The organism is uncultured Oribacterium sp. (assembly GCF_902481605.1).
Classification (GTDB): domain Bacteria; phylum Bacillota; class Clostridia; order Lachnospirales; family Lachnospiraceae; genus Oribacterium; species Oribacterium sinus.
This window is the reverse complement of record NZ_CABSXI010000036.1, coordinates 1-22,117: the sequence shown is the minus strand read 5'-3', so window position 1 is coordinate 22,117 and position 22,117 is coordinate 1. Positions and strand designations below refer to the sequence as shown.

At 44.4% G+C, this 22,117-nt stretch carries 17 protein-coding genes, 2 tRNA genes and 1 rRNA gene; 19 read left to right on the top strand and 1 reads right to left on the bottom strand.

Annotated elements, in window-relative coordinates; genetic code table 11:
• The 19 genes from RDQ32_RS07395 to gltA all read left to right on the top strand — a co-directional run.
• A 23S ribosomal RNA gene (locus RDQ32_RS07395) occupies positions 1-328 on the top strand; the annotation flags it as partial.
• A 62-nt stretch (positions 329-390) separates the two neighbouring features.
• Positions 391-463 (top strand) — tRNA-Thr (locus RDQ32_RS07390).
• 142 nt (positions 464-605) lie between these two features.
• Positions 606-679, top strand: a tRNA-Ile gene (locus RDQ32_RS07385).
• A 360-nt stretch (positions 680-1,039) separates the two neighbouring features.
• Positions 1,040-3,151: a molecular chaperone HtpG gene (gene htpG, locus RDQ32_RS07380; protein WP_308579756.1), complete on the top strand. Its 2,112-nt coding sequence runs from the start codon at positions 1,040-1,042 to the stop codon at positions 3,149-3,151.
• Between the two features lie 165 nt (positions 3,152-3,316).
• A complete protein-coding gene (locus RDQ32_RS07375) occupies positions 3,317-5,245 on the top strand; it encodes a flavocytochrome c (protein WP_308579754.1) in 1,929 nt (642 codons plus the stop codon).
• A gap of 212 nt (positions 5,246-5,457) precedes the next feature.
• A complete protein-coding gene (locus RDQ32_RS07370) occupies positions 5,458-5,724 on the top strand; it encodes an IreB family regulatory phosphoprotein (RefSeq protein WP_007158034.1) in 267 nt (88 codons plus the stop codon).
• Positions 5,725-5,784: 60 nt separating this feature from the next.
• Entirely contained in the window at positions 5,785-6,210 is a 426-nt protein-coding gene (gene ruvX / locus RDQ32_RS07365; RefSeq protein ID WP_308579752.1) for a Holliday junction resolvase RuvX, read from the top strand.
• A gap of 1 nt (position 6,211) precedes the next feature.
• Positions 6,212-6,478, top strand: a complete 267-nt coding sequence (locus RDQ32_RS07360; protein ID WP_007158032.1) for a DUF1292 domain-containing protein — start codon at positions 6,212-6,214, stop codon at positions 6,476-6,478.
• Between the two features lie 434 nt (positions 6,479-6,912).
• The gene (locus RDQ32_RS07355) at positions 6,913-8,625 is read left to right on the top strand and encodes a ribonuclease J (RefSeq protein WP_050768774.1); all 1,713 of its coding nucleotides are present in this window, start codon (positions 6,913-6,915) and stop codon (positions 8,623-8,625) included.
• Between the two features lie 7 nt (positions 8,626-8,632).
• Entirely contained in the window at positions 8,633-9,112 is a 480-nt protein-coding gene (locus RDQ32_RS07350) for an endolytic transglycosylase MltG (RefSeq protein ID WP_007158029.1), read from the top strand.
• An 8-nt stretch (positions 9,113-9,120) separates the two neighbouring features.
• Positions 9,121-9,774: an O-methyltransferase gene (locus tag RDQ32_RS07345; protein ID WP_308579748.1), complete on the top strand. Its 654-nt coding sequence runs from the start codon at positions 9,121-9,123 to the stop codon at positions 9,772-9,774.
• Between the two features lie 62 nt (positions 9,775-9,836).
• Positions 9,837-11,069, top strand: a complete 1,233-nt coding sequence (locus RDQ32_RS07340) for a U32 family peptidase (RefSeq protein ID WP_308579746.1) — start codon at positions 9,837-9,839, stop codon at positions 11,067-11,069.
• A 125-nt stretch (positions 11,070-11,194) separates the two neighbouring features.
• Positions 11,195-12,184 carry a YdcF family protein gene (locus RDQ32_RS07335; protein ID WP_308579745.1) on the top strand — a complete coding sequence of 330 codons (990 nt, stop codon included), beginning with the start codon at positions 11,195-11,197 and terminating at the stop codon, positions 12,182-12,184.
• Between the two features lie 93 nt (positions 12,185-12,277).
• Positions 12,278-15,175, top strand: coding sequence for an insulinase family protein (locus tag RDQ32_RS07330; protein WP_308579758.1), 2,898 nt, complete (start codon positions 12,278-12,280; stop codon positions 15,173-15,175).
• A gap of 55 nt (positions 15,176-15,230) precedes the next feature.
• Complete coding sequence (era, locus tag RDQ32_RS07325) at positions 15,231-16,190, top strand: GTPase Era (protein WP_007158024.1); 960 nt, start codon at positions 15,231-15,233, stop codon at positions 16,188-16,190.
• Positions 16,191-16,323: 133 nt separating this feature from the next.
• Positions 16,324-16,974, top strand: a complete 651-nt coding sequence (gene recO / locus RDQ32_RS07320) for a DNA repair protein RecO (RefSeq protein WP_308579743.1) — start codon at positions 16,324-16,326, stop codon at positions 16,972-16,974.
• A gap of 309 nt (positions 16,975-17,283) precedes the next feature.
• Positions 17,284-18,678 carry a glycine--tRNA ligase gene (locus RDQ32_RS07315; RefSeq protein ID WP_308579741.1) on the top strand — a complete coding sequence of 465 codons (1,395 nt, stop codon included), beginning with the start codon at positions 17,284-17,286 and terminating at the stop codon, positions 18,676-18,678.
• A gap of 232 nt (positions 18,679-18,910) precedes the next feature.
• Positions 18,911-19,792, top strand: a complete 882-nt coding sequence (locus RDQ32_RS07310) for a sulfide/dihydroorotate dehydrogenase-like FAD/NAD-binding protein (RefSeq protein ID WP_040649567.1) — start codon at positions 18,911-18,913, stop codon at positions 19,790-19,792.
• A 12-nt stretch (positions 19,793-19,804) separates the two neighbouring features.
• Complete coding sequence (gene gltA, locus RDQ32_RS07305; protein ID WP_308579739.1) at positions 19,805-21,193, top strand: NADPH-dependent glutamate synthase; 1,389 nt, start codon at positions 19,805-19,807, stop codon at positions 21,191-21,193.
• Between the two features lie 116 nt (positions 21,194-21,309).
• Here the strand turns inward: gltA and RDQ32_RS07300 are convergent.
• A partial coding sequence (locus RDQ32_RS07300) for a M24 family metallopeptidase (protein ID WP_308579737.1) occupies positions 21,310-22,117 on the bottom strand: 808 nt, incomplete at its 5' end.

Below are 22,117 nucleotides of genomic sequence, written 5' to 3'. Positions count from 1 at the left end.
GCGGTACGCGAGCTGGGTTCAGAACGTCGTGAGACAGTTCGGTCCCTATCCGGCGCGGGCGTAGGATATTTGAGAGGATCTGTCCTTAGTACGAGAGGACCGGGATGGACTGACCTCTGCTGTACCTGTTGGGAATCAATCCCATAGCAGGGTAGGCAAGTTGGGAATGGATAAACGCTGAAGGCATCTAAGCGTGAAGCCAACCTCAAGATGAGATATCCCATCGCAAGAGTAAGACCCCTTGAAGAGAACGAGGTAGATAGGACTGAGGTGTAAGTGTAGCAATACATTCAGCTGACAGTTACTAATAGGTCGAGGGCTTATCCAATGCGTCTGGTTTTTGTCTAAATTCTAGGAAGAATAATTAAGAGATATGTGGTTTACAGGTATGCCGATATAGCTCAGTTGGTAGAGCAACTGATTTGTAATCAGTAGGTCTTCGGTTCGAGTCCGAATATCGGCTTAAGCCTAAGCGTAGCTTAGGCTTTTTCTATCTTATAAGTTAAACAGATAGTTTGTATTTCATTTAGCAGGTATGGATTTTTTCTGTCTATAGATTTCTTAACAACTTGCTAAAAAGGATAGATTTTCTTATAATCATTTACGGAACCGTAGCTCAGTTGGTTAGAGCACTCGGCTCATAACCGATCGGTCCAGGGTTCGAGTCCCTGCGGTTCCATGCAGAACAATGCATTGCATTGTTCTTTTTTTTATTCTTAACGAGTATCGCACGCGTAGTGTGCGATATCTCGTTTATCCGGTTAATCTTATGGACTCGGTTTATCTTATAGCGCATATAGTGATTGATTTTATAGTGCGTATAGTGATTGATTTTATAGTGCTTAACTAGATAAAGAATGAAACTCTAAAAACTATAGAGAGAATGCATGAGGAAAAAATGAATAGATGAATTATTAGCACTTATACTTGATGAGTGCTAATAATTGTGCTATACTACTCTTGTTTGTTACTCCGAAAGAGATATAGGAGACATAAGGTTTATCTAATTAAATTTTATATAGTAGAAGAGAGGTATTTTATGGAAAAAAAGGGATCTTTATCAATTCATAGTGAGAATATTTTTCCCATTATCAAGAAATGGATGTATAGCGATCAGGACATTTTTGTTCGTGAACAGATTTCCAATGCTACCGATGCGGTAACCAAGCTGGAAAAGCTTGCTCTGATTTCCGAATGGGAGAAGCCGGCAGACTATAAAGGTCGGGTAAGCGTTATTGTGAATCCTGATGCAAAAACCATTTGCTTTAAAGATAACGGTATTGGCATGACGGAGGAAGAAGTTGAGAAGTATATTACCCAGATTGCTTTCTCCGGTGCAGCGGATTTTATCGAAAAATACAAGGATAAAGCTAACAGCGATCAGATTATTGGGCATTTCGGTCTTGGATTTTATTCCGCATTTATGGTAGCGGATCGGGTGGAAATTGAAACCCTTTCCTATAAAAAAGATGCGAAGCCTGTTCATTGGTCCTGTGATGACGGTACGGACTACAGTATGACGGAGGGCAGTAAGTCTTCTCACGGTACGGAGATTACCCTTCATTTGAATAATGACTGTTTAAAGTATGCCAATGAATGGGAGATGCGTTCCATTATTGAGAAGTATTGTTCCTTTATGCCGGTTGAAATTTATCTGGAGAAGCTTCCTAAGGACAGCCAGGAAATCTTGGCATCTGAAAAGCTTCCGGAGGATCTTGTCTTGGAAGAGATTCCGGAGAAGCTGGAAAAGGACGAGAAGGGTGAGGAGAAAAAAACGGAGGCAAGGCTGAAGATTGAAAAGCGTCCGGTGCTCTTAAATGAAATCCATCCGCTTTGGGGAGAGTCTCCTTCCACAGTGACGAAAGAGCAGTATTTGGATTTTTATCGGAAGACCTTCCATGATTATAAGGAGCCTTTGTTCTGGATTCATTTAAATATGGATTATCCCTATCATTTAAAGGGAATTCTGTATTTCCCAAAGATTAATTCTGAATACGAATCCATTGAGGGCACAATTAAGCTTTATAACAATCAGGTCTTTATTGCGGATAACATTAAAGAGGTAATCCCCGAGTATCTGCTTCTTTTAAAGGGTGTAATTGACTGTCCGGATCTTCCGTTGAATGTATCTCGTTCTCAGCTGCAAAATGACGGGTTTGTCAAGAAGATTTCCGATTACATTACGAAAAAAGTAGCTGAGAAGCTTTCCGGTTTATGCAAGACGGATCGGGAGAATTATGAGAAGTATTGGGACGATATTTCTCCCTTTATCAAGTATGGTATTCTTAGAGATGAGAAATTTGCAGAGAAAATGAAGGACTATATCCTGTTTAAAGATCTGGAGGATAAGTATCTGACTTTACCGGAGCTTAAAGAGAAGAAGGACGATTCAGAAGCAGCTTCCGAGAATGCCGAGAATAAGAAAGAGAGTCAGCAGAAAGATAAGCAGGCTTCCGATGGAAATATAAATGAAAGCGGTTCAGAGACACAGTCCGAGGATGGGGAAAAACAGGAGGAAAAGGTCCAAAGAGTCTACTATGTTTCTGATGCCTTGGCCCAGAGTCAGTATATTCGTATTTTTAAAGAGCATAAGAAGGAAGCAGTATATCTTACGGAAAGAATCGATTCCGCCTTTATTACTGAATTAGAGGCGAAAAATGAAGGGCTTCGTTTCCAAAGAATCGATGCGGACTTCCAGGAGGCTATGCAGGAGAAGCTTTCCGAGGAGGAACAGAAAAATCTTCATAGTCTTTCAGAAAAATTGGAAAAGAGCTTCCAAAAGAATCTTGCCAAGGATAAGTTGAAGATTAAACTGGAAAGACTGCTGTCCAATACACCGGCTGCACTACTGTCTATTTCCGAGGAATCCAGAAGAATGCAGGAGATGATGAAAATGTATGCCATTTCCGGCATGCCCATGGGAGAGCTTCCACTGGAGGAGAGTCTGGTGTTAAATGAAAAGCATCCTTTGGTGGATTATCTTCTAAAGCATGAGGGGCTTTTGGAAACAGAGGAAGGAAAGCTTCTTGAAGAGCAGATTTACGATCTTGCCCGCATTCAAAATGCCAGTCTAAACGGAGAAGAAATGAAGCAGTTTGTAGATCGCTCCGAAAAGCTTCTTTTACAGTTCGTAGAGGAGAAAAAGGCTTAAAAGAACTGTATTCTTGCCTATATATTGTGAATTTGTAAAAATTGATAGAAACTCGCGGAAAATATGGTTTTTTCCGCGAGTTTTTGCTAATAGTCAAAATAGAAAGATTTATGTTATAAATATAACGATGCAAGAGTAGGAGTTTTATAGGAGTAGAGGAGTAGTATGAAAAACGAGAAATTTTTATCTTACTTGGTGATTTTCGCCGGCATTCTCTGCGCTGTGATTTTAGGGATTCGTTCTTGGAATACAGAACAGGCAAGAAAGGTGGATGCTCCGGATACGGCAAAGACACAGAAGGTTACAGTAGCCGGTTTCGGAGGAGACATGACATTGGAGGTCACCGCAGATGCGGATAAACTGTATGGGGTAAATATCTTAAGCAATTCTGAAACCCAGGGTATCGGAAGTAAAGCAGTGGAAGCTCTTCCGGCTTTAATGGTGGAACAGCAAAGCTTTAACGTGGACGGTATTGCAGGTGCAACCGTATCCAGCACGGCTCTCCGTACCGGTGTAGAGCAGGCTATTAAGGAAATGGGCTTCTCTACAGATAAGTTTAGTACTCCCAGCGGTGGAGGCAGCAAAGCAGAGCCGGAGAAGGACCGGAATCTGGAAGCGGATGTGGTAGTTATCGGTGCCGGCGGGGCAGGAATGATTTCCGCTATTACCGCAGCGGATTTGGGAAAATCTGTTGTGATTTTGGAAAGCCAGGCTATGGTGGGAGGAAACTCTATCCGTGCAACCGGAGGTATGAATGCGGCAGCGACCAAGTGGCAGAACGAGAATCCCTTTGAAGAAGGAGCAGGAGTAGAGAAAACTCTGGCAACAGCTACGGAAAAGTACAGTGACAATGAAACCATTACCGCCTTAGCTGCCAAGGTAAAGGAACAATACGCCGCTTATCAGGCCAATCCGGAAGGATATTTTGATTCCGTAGAGTTGATGGAATTGGATACCATGGTGGGAGGAAAGGGCAAGAACAATCCTACTTTGGTCAAGGTATTGGCTGAACAATCCGGTCCGGCTATTGATTATCTTGAAAAATTAGGAATGACCATTCATAATGTAGGTTCCTTTGGAGGAGCTTCCGTAAAGAGAATTCACCGTCCTGTGGATGAAAACGGAAAGGTGATTGCAGTCGGTTCTTACATGATTCCTATTTTAGAGGAGAATCTGAAAAAACGGGATAAGATTACCTTACTGACTTCCGTAACCGCGGAGGAAATTACCAAGTCAGAGGATGGCAAGATTTCCGGTGTAAAGGCTAAGGGAAGCTCCGGCAACTCTGTAGAGGTTAAAGCTCCTGTGGTTATTGTGGCTACCGGCGGTTTTGCAGCTAATAAGGAGATGGTGGAAAAGTACCAGCCAAGCTTAAAGGGCTATATGTCCACAAATGCACCCGGTGCTTTGGGACAGGGAATCACCATGGCGGAAGCTGTTGGAGCGGACACCGTAGATATGGATCAGATTCAGATTCATCCGACTGTTACTACTACGGATGCCCATCTGATTACAGAGGGATTAAGAGGAGACGGCGCTATTCTGGTGAACCAGGAAGGTCTTCGTTTTACCGACGAGGTAGGAACCAGAGATGCGGTATCCAAGGCGGAGATTGAACAGACCAATTCTCAGGTTTATCTGGTGCTTGATAATAAGATGGTGGAGAAATCCGCAGTCATTCAGGGCTATATTAAGTCCGGATATACCGTGACCGGTGAAGATGCCAAGAGCCTTGCCAAGGCTATGGGGGTTCCCGAGGATGCCTTAGAAAAGACCATTACTGAGTGGAACGAAAGTGTAGCAAAGAAAGAGGATAACGCATTCGGAAGAACCAGCTTTGCGGACCCACTGGATACAGCACCTTTCTATGCTATTAAGGTGACTCCCGGCGTGCATCATACCATGGGAGGACTTCGCATCAATGAAGTCACCGAGGTTTTGGACAAGAACGGCAATGCAATTCCCGGACTTTTTGCGGCAGGAGAAGTTACCGGAGGAGTACACGGGGCTAACCGTTTAGGCGGAAATGCTGTTGCAGACTTTACTGTCTTTGGAAAAATTGCAGGAGAATCCGCAGCAAAATTCCAGAGCTAATAGAAAAATTCCCTAATGCATCGATACTTTCCGAAAAATACATTGATGCAGGGATAGGAAAAAGAGGCTAAAGAACTTATTCTTTGGCCTTTTTTTGTCGTCATATTGTGTAGGAAATCATGGGGACTGTAAAAAGAAAGTAAGGAAAGCGGACTTGCGAAATCGATAAAAATGAGATAGAATAAGGCAAGTTTTGAGAGGGACGTGTTTTTATGAATAATGAGATGAACCATACCCAGATTATTAAACCGGTGCAGAACAGTTTGGCGGCATCAGAGGTATTAAAGGAAGTTTATACAGCGTTGACAGAGAAGGGCTATAACCCTATTAACCAGATAGTGGGGTACATTATGTCCGGAGATCCTACCTATATTACCAGCTATAAGGGGGCGAGAAGCCTGATTAATAAGGTAGAGCGGGATGAACTCCTGGAAGAGTTGATGCGGAATTATGTAGAGAGTAAATTAAAAAAGTCATAAGCTTTTTTGGTCTGTCTGGAGTTCCGGAGAGACCTTTTCTTCAGTTTCAGTAGGAGTAGTATGCGGATTTTAGCATTAGATTACGGATCCAAAACAGTGGGGCTCGCCATCACTGATCCTTTGGGTATCATTGTTCAGCCTCTTAAAACCATTTGGCGGGAAAGAGAAGGAAAATTACGAAAGACCGTAGAAGAAATTCAGGAAACTTGCAAGGAATATCAGGTGGAAGAGTTGGTTCTGGGTTATCCCTGCCACATGGACGGTAGTGAAGGAGAAAGGGTAGAACGGGTTCTGGCCTTTCAGGAAATGCTTAAGAAAAAAATAGAGCTTCCCATACATTTGTATGATGAAAGGCTCAGTACCATGGAAGCGGAAGGTATTTTGCGAGAAAACGGAGTTCCCAAGGATAGACAAAAGGAAGTTTTAGATCAGGTAGCTGCTCAGGTAATTTTAGAGGATTACCTTCGAAACAGAGAGGAAGGGTAAAATGGAAGGCGGAAGAATTCGTTTACGTTCAGAAGAAGATGATTTAGAGTTGGAGATTTTGGAGGAGACTGTGGTACAGGGGGTGACCTATATTTTGGTTACCGATGCCAAAGAAGGGGAAGACGGCGTTTGCTATGTGATGAAGGACACATCCGCGCCTGAGGACGAAGAAGCAGACTTCAGTTTTGCGGAGGGAGAAGAGGCGGAACGCATTATGGATATTTTCGCAGAGCTGCTTTCCGGAGAAGATATTACCATAGAAAGATAGCGCCATAGAAAGACGGTGTCATAGGAAGACGGAATTGGGATTGGAACTCCTCTTTAGTTAGGGCAGGGGAATACCCGAAGGAAAATGGTAAGCAAAAAAATACAAATGCAAAGAAACATACATAAATACAAATGAATATAGACTAAGAAAGGAATAGAATGAAAGAAGGAAATAACGGAAATAGCAACAACAGTGAAAAGAAGAAGGTAGAAGGGGCTCATCGTATCGTAAACGTTCATAAGAGTCAAATTGGAAAATCCAAAAATACCGATGGGAAGAGAAATTACAGAACAGCTAATGCCAGAGCAACGGCGAAGCAGGAAAGCAGGATGATGAACGTGCCAACCCCAAGAAAAAATCCCTTAAGACCCAGAGGCAGGGAGGAGGATAAGCCGGTTTACAGTCCGGAGCATTTCCCGTTGCTCACCGGAACCATGGAGGTATCGGAGAGTAAGGCAAAGGGAAGAAAGCCCAAGCACAGTTTTCAGGGCTCTGTGAAGGTAATTCCCTTGGGAGGACTGGATCAAATCGGTATGAACATCACTGCCATTGAGACAGAGGATACCATGATTATCGTGGACTGCGGATTGGCCTTCCCTACAGACGATATGTTGGGAATTGATTTGGTTATTCCGGATATCAGCTACATCAAGTCCAAGATTCATAAAATGAAGGGCTTTGTGATTACCCATGGCCATGAGGACCATATCGGCGCGTTGCCCTATGTATTACAGCAGATTAATGTGCCGATTTATGCCACAAAGCTCACCCTGGCTTTGATTCAGCGGAAGCTTGTGGAAAACGGTTTGGATAAGCTGGTGAAGATGAAGACCATGAAGTTCGGTCAAACCGTGAACTTCGGAGATTTAAAGGTGGAATTCGTAAAGACCAACCACTCTATTCAGGATGCGGCTGCCTTGGCGATTACCACTCCTGCCGGTGTGATTATCCATACCGGAGACTTTAAAGTGGATTACACACCTGTTTTTGGGGATCAGATAGATTTACAGCGCTTTGCAGAACTGGGAAAGAACGGCGTTCTGGCTATGCTTTCCGATTCCACCAACTCTCAAAAGCCAGGATTTACCATGTCGGAAAAGACAGTGGGAAGAACCTTTGATTTGATTTTTGCAGAGCATCAGAATAGCAGAATTATTGTGGCAACCTTTGCCTCCAATGTGGATCGTGTGCAGCAGATTATCGACACTGCCGCAAAGTATAAGAGAAAGGTTGTAGTGGAGGGACGTTCCATGGTGAATGTTATCTCCGTAGCTTCAGAGCTGGAATATATCCATATCCCGGAAGGTACCCTCATTGACATTGAAAACTTAAAGGATTATCCGGATGAGCAGACTGTTCTGATTACTACCGGTTCTCAGGGAGAGTCTATGGCGGCTCTTTCCCGTATGGCCAGCGGTATGCATAGGAAGGTCAGCATTGGCCCCAATGATGTGGTGGTTATGTCTTCTCACCCCATTCCCGGAAATGAGCGGGCGGTAGATAGAGTAGTCAATGAACTTTGTAAGCTCCATGCTAAGGTGATTATGCAGGATACCCACGTTTCCGGACATGCTTGCGCAGAGGATTTGAAGCTTTTGTACTCCCTGGTAAAGCCCAAGTATGCTGTACCCTTCCATGGTGAATTTCATCATAGAAGATCTGCAGCAACGCTGGCGGAATCTGTCGGTGTAGATAAGGATAAGTGCCTGATGCTGGACAACGGTGATGTACTGGAGTTCACGGCGAATGGAGAAGAAGTCAGCTACAGCATCAAAGAAAAGGTGCAGGCCGGCGGTGTTTATGTAGACGGACTGGGCATCGGAGATGTGGGAAATATTGTGCTGAGAGACCGTCAGAACCTGGCACAGAACGGAATCATTGTGGTGGTTCTTACCCTGGAAAAATATTCAGGACATCTGATGGCAGGACCGGATTTGATTTCACGAGGCTTCGTCTATGTAAGGGAGTCTGAGGATTTAATGGAAGAAGCCAGAGTGGCGGTGCAGGATGTGGTGGATGACTGTCTTTGCACCCATGTCAGCGACTGGGGGAAGATTAAGACCCAGATTAAGGATGGACTGTCCGACTTCCTTTGGAAGAAGATTAAGAGAAATCCTGTGATTTTACCGGTAATTATGGAGGTATAAACGGAAAATGGAGAAAAGGAGCTTCTTAAGGGCATTTACCCAAATATTGATGAGTGTATCTGTACGCTTTCTTTTTCTCGTATTTCTTTTGTTTTTGATTTTGCAGGGGGTACAAGTTGCCTATCGTTATGGCCATGGTCTTATGTACGACCATGCCATGGAAGCCTCACCGGGAAGGGAAATCACTTTGGATATTCAGGAGGGGGAGTCCTGGAAGGAAGTGGGAGAAAACGCCAAGTCTTTGGGACTTATTCAAAACGCCCAGGCCTTTGCCCTGAAAGCCAAGCTTTACCACAGTAAGTTGCTTCCGGGAAAATACACTCTGAGTACAGCCATGACCCAGGTGGAAATGCTGGACAGTATTACAGAGGAGGGAAAGAAGAATCAGGAATTAAGCGATAAAAACTTAGTCACTGAGACGGAAGACCAGAGCACCGAGGAAAGCCGAGAGGATCAGGAAATCGGTGGCGGAAATGAAAATGAATAGGAAGTACTTTGGATAAAAAAGACAGAATCAGCCAATTTATACAATCCTTCCTCCCGGAAAGAAATTCTTTCCTGGAGGAGATTCGCAAGGAAGCGCTATCGGAGGCCGTCCCTATTTTACGGGAGGAAACCGCAGCGCTTCTTCGTGTTTGTTTGAAAACGAAAAAAAAGCCTAAAATTTTGGAATTGGGGACTGCTGTAGGCTATTCCGCCTTGGTGATGATGGATGCCTTAGGGGGAGAAGGGGAGATTGTAACGGTGGAGAATTTTCCGCCCAGAATCGAAAAGGCGAAACAGAACTTTGGGGCAAGTCCTTATCAGGATAAAATCACCTTACTGGAAGGGGACGGCAGCAGGATTTTGGAGGAGCTTTTGGAAAAGAAAGAGCAGTTTTCCTTTGTATTTTTGGATGCGTCCAAGGCTCAATATCCTCTTTGGCTTCCTTCTATTTTGAAACTCTTGTCTCCCGGTGGTATACTCTTTTGTGACAATATTCTACAGGGAGAATTATTGTTGGAGAGTCGCTTTTATTTGGAAAGAAGACAGAGAACGATTCACAAGCGGATGCGGGAGTTCCTGAGGCTTCTGCAAAGGGAGGAAAGTCTGGAGACCTCCATTTTACCTATTGGAGACGGAGTAAGTCTTTCCGTCAAGAAATCATAGAGTGAAGCAGTAGGAAGATTGGTGCATTGAGTTCATTAGTACATAGAGTAGAAAGTAGGATTATGAATAGAAAAGTTGAGTTGTTAATTCCGGCGGGGTCCATGGAGGGCTTGAAAACCGCCATTCACTATGGGGCGGATGCCATCTATATGGGGGGAGAGGCATTTTCCCTCCGGGCAAATGCCAAGAACTTCAGCTTGGAGAAGATGAAGGAAGCGGTGGACTATGCCCATGAAAGAGGGGTAAAGGTCTATGTTACCGCCAATATTTTGGCCCACAATGCGGATTTACTGCCTATGCGGGAGTACTTTTCCGAATTAAATGAAGTAGGGATGGATGCGGTATTGATTGCGGATCCGGGAGCCTTCCTTCTGGCAAAGGAAATGATGCCGGGAGTGGAGATTCATATTTCCACTCAAGCCAACAATACCAACTACGAAACCTTCCGCTTTTGGCATCAGCTGGGCGTAAAGAGAGTGGTTTGTGCGAGAGAGCTAAGTTTGGCAGAGATTAAGGAAATCAGAGCCCATATCCCGGAGGATATGGAAATCGAGGCCTTTGTGCATGGGGCAATGTGTATGTCATATTCCGGTCGTTGCCTGCTTTCCAGCTTTTTCACCGGAAGGGATGCTAACCAGGGAGCCTGTACCCATCCCTGTCGCTGGAAGTATTCTTTGATGGAAGAAAAGCGTCCCGGAGAGTATTATCCGGTGTTTGAAAATGATAGGGGAACCTACATTTTCAATTCCAAAGATCTGAATATGATTAGTCATATTCCCGACCTGATTGAGGCGGGAGTGGATTCTTTAAAGATTGAAGGGCGGATGAAGACGGAGCTATATGTGGCTACCGTGGCCAGAACCTATAAGGTGGCTATTCAGGATTATCTGGAGGATCCGAAGAAGTATGAGGAAAAGCTTCCGATTTATGAGGAAGAAATCCGGAAATGTACCTTTAGAGACTATAGCACCGGCTTCTACTATGGCAGACCGGATGAAGAGGATCAGATTTATGGCAATAACAGCTATAGTGCAGGAGCTATTTATCTGGGAACAGTGGAGAAGGTGGAGGGAGAGTTTGCCTTCCTGCAGCAGAAAAATAAGTTTTCTGTAGGGGAAAGCATTTCCATTATGAAGCCAAACGGGGATAATCTGGATACAGAGGTACTTTCCATGGAGGATGCGGATACCGGAGAAAGTCTGGAGTCCTGTCCCCATTCCAAGCAGAACTTAAAGATTCGTTTTTCCGTACTTCCGGAAGCCCAGGATGTATTAAGAAGAATCGAAGACAAATAGAAAAAGATCTATTAGAGGGAAAACTCCATTAAAGAGAATAGTCTATTAAAGAGAACAGTCTATTAAGGAGAAAAGTCTTCTAAAGGAGAAAGAATTTTCAGGAGAAAACCGGGAAAGGAGAAGATATGGGAATTGTATTTTTAATATTAGCCTTAGGATGTTTTCTTTACTTTGGCTTTTTATGGACCACCGCTTCCTATCTTTCCTTTCTTTGGATTTGGCTTCTTTTGGGAGCCATTCATCTCCTGATGGCCTTTGTCTATAAGGCACCGGAGCGTTTACGAAAAAATCCCTTGTTTTTTCGTTTTAGAATTTTTGGCTTAAGCAGTTACTGCATTTTTTTCCTGCTTTTCAGTTATCTTATCGGTTATTTAAGCCAATATCACTACGGGCAGTGGAAGGATCCCCTTTCTTATATTTTGGTGGTGGGTTCCGAATTGGAAAACAATAAGATTACGCCACTCCTTCAAAATCGCCTGGAAAGAGCGGATTTATGCTATCAGGAGAATCCTTCGGCAACGATTGTACTTTCCGGTGGTAAGGGAAGGAACAGTGCCAGTGCGGAAGCCAGCGTGATGTACCAAAGTATGCTGAAGATGGGGATTCCTGCCGATGCTATGCTGATGGAGTTTTACTCGAAAACTACGGAGCAAAAGCTTTCCTACGGAATAGAAAGCATTTTCCAAGGGGAGCAGAATCAGGAAGGCTCCGAGATACAAGAGGATCTTCGCAAAAAGCGTCGGGAAGAAGTCCGGAAAAGACTGGCGGCCCAGGAAAATCAAGTTGTGGACTATGAAGAGGACTTGGATTCGGATGAGATTTTTGATTCGGCGGAAGAGCTTAAAACAGAGGCATCCGAAGGACCGGAAATCAAAGACGATTCAGCCGAGAAAGAGATCGGAATCGGCATTGTGAGCTCCCAGTATCAGATGTTCAGAGCCTGCCATTTTGCGGAACAGGCTCTAAAAAAGCAGAGAGAAGAAGGGAAAGTGGATGCTTTACAGAAAGTCAGCATTGTGGGCTTTCCTTCGGTAGAGGACCCTGCGCTTAGGCCGCATCTTTACTTTCGGGAGGCACTGTTCCTCTTCGGAGAAAGGCTCTGCCATAAGCTTTAGAAAGGCTTTTCCATAAGCTGTAAACAGGCTTTACCGTACGCTGTAGACGGATCAGGGAAGAATTCGGTAGTTTAGAAAGGAATAGATATTTTGATGAAGGCATATCAGTTTATAGAAGAAAAAGAGATTAAAGAGCTGGAAACCATGGCACGTGTATATGAGCATAAGAAGACCGGTGCCAAGGTTTTATGCTTAGAGAATAAGGATGACAATAAGGTCTTTAGTATTGCCTTTCGTACCCCTGCGGAGGATTCCACGGGAGTAGCCCACATTACAGAGCATTCCGTGCTTTGCGGTTCTAAGAAGTTCCCCTTGAAGGATCCCTTTGTGGAGCTGGTAAAGGGCTCTTTAAAGACTTTTTTAAACGCCATGACCTACCCGGACAAAACCGTTTATCCGGTGGCTTCTCAGAATGACAAGGACTTCCAAAATCTTATGGACGTATATTTGGATGCGGTTTTTCATCCAAACTGTCTGGAAAACTACCGGACCTTTTTGCAGGAGGGCTGGCACTATACCCTGGACAAAGAGGGGAAGCTATGCTATAGCGGTGTGGTCTATAACGAGATGCGGGGCGCATTTTCCGACCCGGAGTCCGTACTGGAACGCTATACCTTCCATTCCCTTTTCCCGGATACCACCTACGGCAATGAGTCAGGGGGAGATCCGGAGGACATTCCGAAATTAACGTATGATGCCTTTAAGGCCTTCCATCAGCGCTTTTATCATCCCTCCAATTCCTTCATTATCCTTTACGGAGATATGAATATGGAGGAGAAGCTGAACTGGATTGATGAGGCCTATTTGCAAGAATTTGACCGGATTTCTCCAAACTCCGAAATCGCAGGGCAGCAGCCCTTCGGAAAAATGGTGGAGGAAAGCCAATACTATCCTATTTCCGAGAAGGATAGTAGTGAAAATAAAGCTTATCTTTCTTATAACTTTGTTTTGGATGCAGGGCAGGATGCGAAGAAGTCCATGGCGTTTTCTTATCTGGATCATGCCTTACTTTCCGGTCCCGGAGCAGTATTAAAGCAAAAGCTTTTGGAAGCAGGCTTGGGAGAGGATGTTTTCGGAGGCTATTCCGACGGTATTTTACAGCACTATTTTTCTGTTATTAGTAAGAATGTTTCTGAAGAGAGAGCCGGAGAGTTTTTACAGCTGATTCAGGATTGCTTTTTGGATGCCGCGGAAAATGGTTTAGATCATAAGACCATTTTGGCTGCTATTCACCATGATGCTTTCCAGTACAAGGAGGCAGATTACGGCAGTACCCCTAAGGGACTGGTTTACAGCATAAGTGCTTTGGATTCCTGGCTCTACGGAGGAAAGCCCTGGCTTTATCTGGAAGCGGAGGCTCTTTATAAGGAACTGATGGAAGAGGTGGATAAGGGCTATTTTGAAAAGCTCTTAAAGGAAAATTTCTTAAACAATCCCCATTCTTCCCTCCTTCGTTTATTGCCTAAGAAGGGATTGACAGAGCAGAAGGAAGAGAAGCTTTCAGAGGAGTTGCAGGCCAGATGGCAGGCATTTTCTCCGGAAGAAAAAGAACAGATCAAAAAAGTAAAAGAAGAACTTACTTTATACCAGCAGACAGAAAATACTGAAGAAGCTTTAAAGACTCTGCCGGTACTCTCCAGAAAGGATATCAAGCGGGAAGCGGAGTCCTACCCTTATCAGGAGGAAAGCCTTGGAGACAGAAAGTTGATTTTGGTGCCCGGAGAGTCTAAGGGGGTTCTGTACCTTCGTCTGCAATTCCATACCGACGGACTGAGTGAGGAGGAACTGTCCTATCTTTCCTTCTTAAAAACCTGTCTTGCCTATATGGATACGGAAAATTATCGTTTTCAGGATTTTAATTCTGAAATTTATCTTCATACTGGAGGCTTTAGTGTGGATTTAACAGCTTACCCGGATTTTGTGGAGAAGGATCGATACACCGGTGTCTTGGCTCTGGACTTTAAGCTTTTACATGGAGAATTAAAAAATGCGGTAGAGTATCTTGAGGAGATGCTGTTTCGAACGGTTTATCAGGAGGAAAAGCGTCTTTCCGAGATTCTTTTGGAAGCAAAGTCAAGAGAAAGAATGCGCCTGGAGGGTTCCGGTCACAGCTATGCGGTGACTCGTGCCATGTCGGCTTTCTCTCCAAGCTCTCATTTTCAGGAGCAGATTAAGGGGATTGTCTATCTGCATTTCTTAGAAGAACTGGAAGAGGATTTTCGTAAGAATCCCAAGGCCTTAGGAGAAAAACTTACAGCCCTATCCAAGAAAATTTTTAGCGGAGAAAGATTGCTCCTTGCAGCAGGGGGAGATATCGGCATTTTCGAGAAGGAAAAGAAAGAGCTTACAGATTTTTTGGGAAGACGTTTTCCGGAAATGGAAGACTGGAGAGAAACAAAATTTGCAGGGGAAAAAGAGCGAAGGGAAGCCTTCAGTACCACTTCCCAGGTGAACTATGTAGCGACCGCAGGCTCCTTCCAAGGGGAAGCTTACCCCTATACCGGAAGCCTGAAGGTTTTAAAGGTGATTTTGTCCTACGACTTCCTCTGGAAGAATATTCGAGAGCAGGGAAATGCCTATGGGGCGATGTGCGGTTTTGGACGAAACGGAGAAAGCTTTATGGTTTCCTACAGGGATCCCAATGTGCAAAGAACCTTGGAGCAATATCGTAAGGTGGCAGAGTATCTGGAAAACTTCAAGGCGACAGAACTGGAGTTAAACAAATATGTTATTGGAGCCATCTCCGAATTGGATATGCCAAAGTCCGCCTATACCAAGTTCCTTTTGGGATTAAGTTGTTATCTTTCCAAGCTTACAAAGGAAGACTTGCAGCGAGAAAGAGATGAACTTTTAGATGTGGAGGAGAAGGATATCCGAAATCTTTCTGCTTATATCAAGAGAGCATTCCAGGAAAAGGCACTTTGTGCCATTGGAAATAAGGGTGAGCTGGAAAAGGCCAAAGCTGCTTTTGAAAGTCTGGAAGAGATTTAATAGAAAGGGATAAACAATATAGGGATTTTGTTTTGAAAGGGAAGGGAGTAAAGCGATGGGATCTGTAATTGATGATTTTTTTGCCAAGGAAAGAGGCGAAGAAGTAAAAGTAGAGGAAGGACCGGTGAAATCCGGCTTTGTTTCCATTGTAGGGCTTCCCAATGCGGGAAAGTCCACTCTTCTCAATGCCTTGATTGGTCAGAAGGTGGCCATAACTTCGAAAAAACCCCAAACCACCAGAAACCAAATTATGGCGGTGTATGATGAGGAGAGGGGGCAAATCGTTTTTCACGATACTCCCGGAATTCACAAGGCAAAAAATCAGCTATCCGTATATATGGAATCCGTGGCGGAAAAAGCTTTAGGAAACGGAGATCTGGTTCTCTATATTGTGGATGCCACCGAGCAAAAGGGGGAGAAGGAAGAGCAGATTCTTTCTCTTCTTAAGCATAGCAAAAGAAAGATTATTCTGGTTTTAAACAAACTGGACCTTCTGGGGGGCGAGGATGCTTTCCTGAAAAAGAAGGAAGACTATGAGAAAGAACTGGACTTTGCTGCTATTGTAGGAATTTCCGCCTATAAAAGTCAGGGCTTGGAGGAGCTGAAGGATATTCTTTTTGATTTGCTTCCCTATGGCCCTCGTTACTACGATGAGGAGACTATTACGGATCAGCCGGTGCGGGAAATTGCGGCGGAGCTGATTCGGGAGCAGGCGCTGTATAAGCTGGATAAGGAAATTCCCCATGGCATTGCAGTGCTGATGGACAGTATGCGAGAAAGAAAAAACGGTATCTGGGATGTAAAGGCTACTATTGTCTGTGAAAAGGAAAGTCACAAGGGAATCATTATCGGAAAGGGCGGTGCCATGTTGAAAAATATCGGTACCGGTGCCAGAATTCAGATGGAAAGTCTTTTGGAGGCCAAGGTAAATCTGCAGCTCTTTGTAAAGGTCCGGAAGGACTGGCGGGAAAATCCGGCCTATCTACGGGAATACGGTTATAGGGAGCAGAAGTAGAGCTTTGTGGGTGCAAGAAGGTTCCGTTTATAGAAGCCAAGATTGGGAACGAGAAAGTTCTGTTTGTAGAAGCTAAGATTGGGAATAGCAGTTTAGAAATGGAAAAGTACCATTAGGAAAGTAGAAGGGGTCAGTGAAAGAGGAAATTGTTCTTCACGGGGTGGTGCTGTCCGAGCACAGCTTACGGGAGTTTGACAAGCGATTACAGCTTCTCACTATGGAGAGGGGGAAAATGACGGTTTGGGCCAGTGGAGCAAAACGTCCCAACTCTCCTCTTTTGGCAGGGAGCCGTAGCTTTGTCTTCGGAAAATTTCATTTACGGGAAGGAAAGGCAGGATACACCCTTCGTTCTGTAGAGGTAGATGCCTATTTTGAAGAGATTGCAAAGGATTTGGAAAAGGCCTGCTATGCCGCCTATTTTTTAGAGCTGGCGGAGCTGGTGGCCCAGGAAAATCTGGAGGCTCCCCAAATGGTGGAGCTTCTTTATCTTTCCTTAAAGGCACTCTTACATAAGGGCTTGAAAAATGAATTGGTAAGGAGAATTTTTGAGCTTCGTATGCTGATGCTGGAGGGGGAATACACGGAGGAGCCCCCATTGCCCTCCGGAAAGTCGGTGCAGGAGGCCTGGCATCATGTCCTGTCCGTACCCTTGGGAAGACTATATACCTTTACCTTGGAGGAGGGAACCCTTCTATCCTTTTCCCGGAATGTGGATTATCTTTGCAAAGAAAGCTTTCCCAAACAATTTCAAAGCCTTCGAATATTAAAAAGTCTTGGCTCCTAAACTTTAATAGGACTGAAAAAGCAATATAATCCAGGGAATATCGCTAAGACAGGTCTGAAAATTGAGGCATTCGTGCCCCAACTTCAGGCCTGTTTTATATTTAAAAAAGCTATTTTATATTTAAAAAAGCTATTATTTATAGGGTATTTAAATAAGTTTCCTCGGGGATGGGCTGTGGATATTCCAAAGACCTCCGGCTTGATGTATAATAAAAGATAATTTTACAAGGAATAAGGAGAAGAGTCTTTGTAGGATGGAAGAAGTAAAAGGAAACGTTGGGGAAATCAGCAATAGACTGGAGAGAGAAAAATGCCAAAAAATTATACCATGGACACCATTGTGTCATTAGCAAAAACCAGAGGATTTGTATATCCGGGATCTGAAATTTATGGTGGGCTTGCAAATACCTGGGACTATGGAAATTTAGGGGTAGAGTTAAAGAACAATATCAAAAAGGCTTGGTGGAAGAAGTTCGTGCAGGAATCCAAGTATAATGTAGGTATTGACTGTGCCATCCTGATGAATCCGGAAACCTGGGTGGCTTCCGGACATTTGGCAGGCTTTTCCGATCCTTTAATGGATTGTAAAGAGTGTCGTGAGCGTTTTCGTGCGGACAAGGTAATTGAAGACTTCTGCGAAAGTCACAATATTCCTTTGGAGGGATCCGTGGATGCCTGGTCCAAGGAAGAGATGGAGAACTTCATTAGCTCCCATGAAGTACCCTGCCCCAGCTGCGGAAAGCACAATTTCACTCCTATCCGTCAGTTCAACCTGATGTTTAAGACTTTCCAGGGGGTTACGGAGGATGCGAAGAACACAGTTTACCTTCGTCCGGAAACCGCACAGGGAATCTTTGTAAACTTTAAAAATGTGCAGAGAAGCTCTCGAAAGAAGCTGCCTTTCGGAATTGCTCAGATCGGAAAGTCCTTCCGAAATGAGATCACCCCCGGAAACTTTACCTTCCGTACCAGAGAGTTTGAACAGATGGAGCTGGAATTCTTCTGTAAACCGGACACCGACTTGGAGTGGTTCGGGTATTGGAAGGATTATTGCCAGAAATGGCTTCTGAATTTAGGCATGAATCCGGAAATGCTTCGGGCAAGAGACCATGAGGCTGCAGAGCTTTCCTTCTACTCCAAGGCTACCACAGATTTAGAGTTCCTTTTCCCCTTCGGTTGGGGAGAGCTGTGGGGAATTGCGGATCGTACCAATTATGACTTATCCCGTCATGAAGAGGTCTCCGGTCAGGATATGAAGTATTTTGATGACGAGACCAATGAGCATTATCTTCCCTATGTTGTAGAGCCTTCTTTGGGAGCGGATCGTGTAACCTTAGCTTTCCTTTGTGCGGCTTATGATGTGGAGGAATTGGAAGGAGGAGATGAAAGAACTGTCCTCCGTTTCCATCCGGCTTTGGCTCCGATTAAGATTGGGGTTCTTCCCCTTGCTAAGAAGCTGGGAGAAGGGGCAGAGAAGATTCATGAGGAATTGTCCAAGTATTGGATGTGCGAGTACGATGACCGTGGAAATATTGGAAAGCGATACAGAAGACAGGATGAAATCGGAACCCCTTATTGCGTAACCTATGATTTCCAGTCCGAAGAGGATCATGCGGTTACCGTAAGAGAAAGAGACAGCATGGAGCAGGTGCGTATCCCTATCAGTGAATTGCAGTCTTACTTTGCTGAGAAATTAGCTTATTAAAGTAAGCTTTGCATAAATAAAAAACAGGAAAAAAATATTTTATTTGCTACAATAAAATTGCTGAAAAAAACATCATTTCTTTTTTGCTATACACAAGAAAGAAGTTTCGATTTTGTGTACTGTGAACATAATGCTGTTTTGTAGATGAATTTACTGTAAATTCTGCTATTCTAATTAGAAAGAACAGGTCTACGAAACTTGTTTTTCGTAGGAAAGAAACATGGAGGAGAGCATGTACAAGATCACAAGAGTTGAGCATCTCGTTGACAAGGACTGGCTCATGGACGTGGAGGCGCCCTATGTAGCAAGAAAGGCGGAGCCCGGCCAGTTTATGATTGCAAAGCTGGGAGAGTTGGGAGAAAGAATTCCCCTCACCATTGCAGACTACGATAAGGAAAAGGGAACCATTACCATTGTGTTCCAGGTTGTAGGCGCTTCTACAGAGAAGTTTAGTCACCTGAAAGTAGGAGACTACTTCACAGATATTGTAGGACCCTTAGGCAGACCTTCCGAACTGGTAGAATTAAGTCCGGAAGAGTTAAAAAAGGAAAATCTGATTTTCATTGCCGGTGGAGTTGGTGCTGCTCCGGTATATCCTCAGGTAAAGTGGCTACACGAAAGAGGGATAGAAGCAGATGTTATTCTTGGAGCCAGAAATAAGGACCTTCTGATTATGGAAGAAGAACTTCGCTCTGTAGCTAAGAATGTTTATGTAACTACGGATGACGGTTCTTATGGAGCCAAGGGCGTGGTTACCGATGTATTGAAGAAGTTGGTCAATGAAGAGGGTAAGAAGTATACCCGTTGTATTGCCATCGGACCGGTAATCATGATGAAGTTTGCTGCCCTTACCACAAAAGAATTAGGAATTCCCACCATTGTTTCCATGAATCCCATTATGATTGACGGAACAGGAATGTGTGGTGCTTGCCGTTTGGTTGTCGGAGATCAGGTAAAGTTTGCTTGTGTGGACGGACCGGAGTTTGACGGACACTTGGTAGATTTTAATCTGGCAATGAAGAGACAGCAGACCTATAAGGCCGAAGAAGGTAAAGCATTACTGGAACTTTTGGAAGCAGAAAAGTCCCATGGCGGATGTGGAAACTGCAACTAAGGGAGGGAAATTATGGCAAATATGATGAAGAGGGTTCCTGTGGCAGAACAGGAGCCGAAGGTACGTGCAAAAAACTTTGAAGAGGTATGCTTGGGATACAGCGATGCAGAGGCTAAGGAAGAGGCAGACCGTTGTTTAAACTGTAAGAATCCGAAATGTGTAGTAGGATGTCCCGTTTCTATTCAGATTAATGATTTTATTACTCAGATTAAAGAAGGCAATATTGAGAAGGCTGCAGACATTATTGCAGAATCCTCCGCATTACCGGCAGTTTGCGGTAGAGTTTGTCCTCAGGAAACCCAGTGTGAGGGCGTTTGTATCCGCGGTATTAAGGGAGAGCCTGTATCTATCGGAAAGCTGGAGCGTTATGTAGCGGACTGGGCAAGAGAGCACAACTATGTGGCAGCAAAAGCAGGAGCTCCAAACGGTAAGAAAGTAGCTGTTATCGGTGCAGGACCCTCCGGTTTAACCTGTGCGGGAGATTTGGCAAAATTAGGTTATGATGTAACCATTTTCGAAGCCTTCCACGAGCCGGGAGGAGTTTTACAGTACGGTATTCCGGAGTTCCGTCTTCCCAAGACCAGAGTAGTTGGTCCTGAAATTGAGAATGTACGGAAGCTGGGGGTAAAGATTCTCACCAATGTTTTCGTAGGACGCTCCATTACCGTGGATGAGCTTTTGGAGGACGAGGGCTTTGATGCAGTGTTTTTAGGAACAGGTGCAGGACTTCCGAAGTTTATGAATATTCCCGGAGAGACAGCTAACGGTGTTTACTCCGCTAACGAGTTCTTAACCAGAAATAACCTGATGAAGGCGTACAGAGAAGATTCAGATACCCCTATGAAGGCCGGAAAGAAGGTTGTAGTTGTAGGTGGCGGTAATGTTGCTATGGACGCTGCAAGAACAGCTCTTCGATTAGGAGCAGAGGTTCATGTAGTATATCGTCGTTCCGAGGCGGAGCTTCCTGCCAGAGTGGAGGAAGTACACCATGCCAAGGAAGAGGGTATTATCTTCGACCTTTTACAGAATCCGGTAGAAATCCTTGTGGATGAAAATGACTGGGTAACCGGAATCCGTGTCATTAAGATGGAACTTGGAGAGCCGGATTCTTCCGGAAGAAGAAGACCGGTAGAGGTTCCCGGTTCCGAATATGTGATTGACTGTGATACAGTAATTATGTCCTTAGGAACATCTCCCAATCCTCTGATTAGCGAGACTACCAAGGGATTGGATACCAACAGAAGAGGATGTATTATCGCTAAGGAAGAAAACGGAGAAACCACCAAGCAAGCGGTTTATGCCGGAGGTGATGCGGTAACCGGAGCTGCAACCGTTATTCTGGCCATGGGTGCAGGAAAAGCGGCAGCAAAGGGAATCGACGAGTTCTTGTCCAAGAAATAAAAAGATTTGCCAAGACGAGGATGGTTTTTTAAGAATAAGAAACGGCATGGTCGAAAAGGACCATGCCGTTTTTGTTATGCTTCGATGAATAGGAAAGAAACTGCTGTAAAAGAGGCTTAAATTGCTCTTGTGTACTTCTTCAGGAATTCTTTCTCTTCGTCGTTTAAGTGCGGTGCAATCTCCTCGTATACTCTCTTGTGGTAATCGTTTAAGTATTTCTTGTTCTCTTCGTTCAGCATATCCGGATTGATGGCATCGAGATCGAAAGGAACCAGAGTGATGGTCTCGAAGTAAAGGAACTGTCCATACTCATTCTTAGCGCCGTTTCTGGCAAGAAGCTCATTTTCCAGACGGATACCGTGAGAATCAGTAATGTAGAGACCCGGCTCATCGGTCAGAACCATGCCTTCCTGAATCTCTTCCGTTTCTCCCGCTCTCCACTTGTAACGGAAGCCTGCAGGACCTTCGTGGATATTCAGAAGATAGCCTACGCCGTGTCCTGTTCCGTGATTGAAGTTCATGTCTCTATCCCAGAAAGGCTTTCTCGCAAGGATGTCCAGAGTCAGACCGGTAGAACCCTGTAAGAATCTGGCATTTGCAAGCTGTAAGTTACTGATGGCAACGAGCGTAAAGTCATCCTTCATCTGCTGCGGAATCTCACCGAGTGCAAAGGTTCTTGTAATATCGGTAGAACCCTCATAGAATCCTGCACCGGTATCACTTAAATACAGTGTTCCCGGATGGAATTCCACATCGGTTTCCGGAGAAGAAGTATAGTGAACCACTGCGGAGTGCGGTCCGAAAGAGGAAATCGGCTCGAAGGAATCCCGAATGAAGTTCCCCATCTCGGCACGGAATTCGTCAAGCTTTGCGGAAGCACTGATTTCCGTGATCTTGGTCTTTCCGATATTTTCCTTTAACCAC

Excerpts from the sequence above, each read along its gene's own strand:
- htpG (WP_308579756.1), top strand. The coding sequence starts at position 1,040 with ATGGAAAAAAAGGGATCTTTATCAATTCATAGTGAGAATATTTTTCCC.
- RDQ32_RS07375 (WP_308579754.1), top strand. The coding sequence starts at position 3,317 with ATGAAAAACGAGAAATTTTTATCTTACTTGGTGATTTTCGCCGGCATT.
- RDQ32_RS07370 (WP_007158034.1), top strand. The coding sequence starts at position 5,458 with ATGAATAATGAGATGAACCATACCCAGATTATTAAACCGGTGCAGAAC.
- ruvX (WP_308579752.1), top strand. The coding sequence starts at position 5,785 with ATGCGGATTTTAGCATTAGATTACGGATCCAAAACAGTGGGGCTCGCC.
- RDQ32_RS07360 (WP_007158032.1), top strand. The coding sequence starts at position 6,212 with ATGGAAGGCGGAAGAATTCGTTTACGTTCAGAAGAAGATGATTTAGAG.
- RDQ32_RS07355 (WP_050768774.1), top strand. The coding sequence starts at position 6,913 with ATGGAGGTATCGGAGAGTAAGGCAAAGGGAAGAAAGCCCAAGCACAGT.
- RDQ32_RS07350 (WP_007158029.1), top strand. The coding sequence starts at position 8,633 with ATGGAGAAAAGGAGCTTCTTAAGGGCATTTACCCAAATATTGATGAGT.
- RDQ32_RS07340 (WP_308579746.1), top strand. The coding sequence starts at position 9,837 with ATGAATAGAAAAGTTGAGTTGTTAATTCCGGCGGGGTCCATGGAGGGC.
- RDQ32_RS07335 (WP_308579745.1), top strand. The coding sequence starts at position 11,195 with ATGGGAATTGTATTTTTAATATTAGCCTTAGGATGTTTTCTTTACTTT.
- RDQ32_RS07330 (WP_308579758.1), top strand. The coding sequence starts at position 12,278 with ATGAAGGCATATCAGTTTATAGAAGAAAAAGAGATTAAAGAGCTGGAA.
- era (WP_007158024.1), top strand. The coding sequence starts at position 15,231 with ATGGGATCTGTAATTGATGATTTTTTTGCCAAGGAAAGAGGCGAAGAA.
- RDQ32_RS07315 (WP_308579741.1), top strand. The coding sequence starts at position 17,284 with ATGCCAAAAAATTATACCATGGACACCATTGTGTCATTAGCAAAAACC.
- RDQ32_RS07310 (WP_040649567.1), top strand. The coding sequence starts at position 18,911 with ATGTACAAGATCACAAGAGTTGAGCATCTCGTTGACAAGGACTGGCTC.
- gltA (WP_308579739.1), top strand. The coding sequence starts at position 19,805 with ATGGCAAATATGATGAAGAGGGTTCCTGTGGCAGAACAGGAGCCGAAG.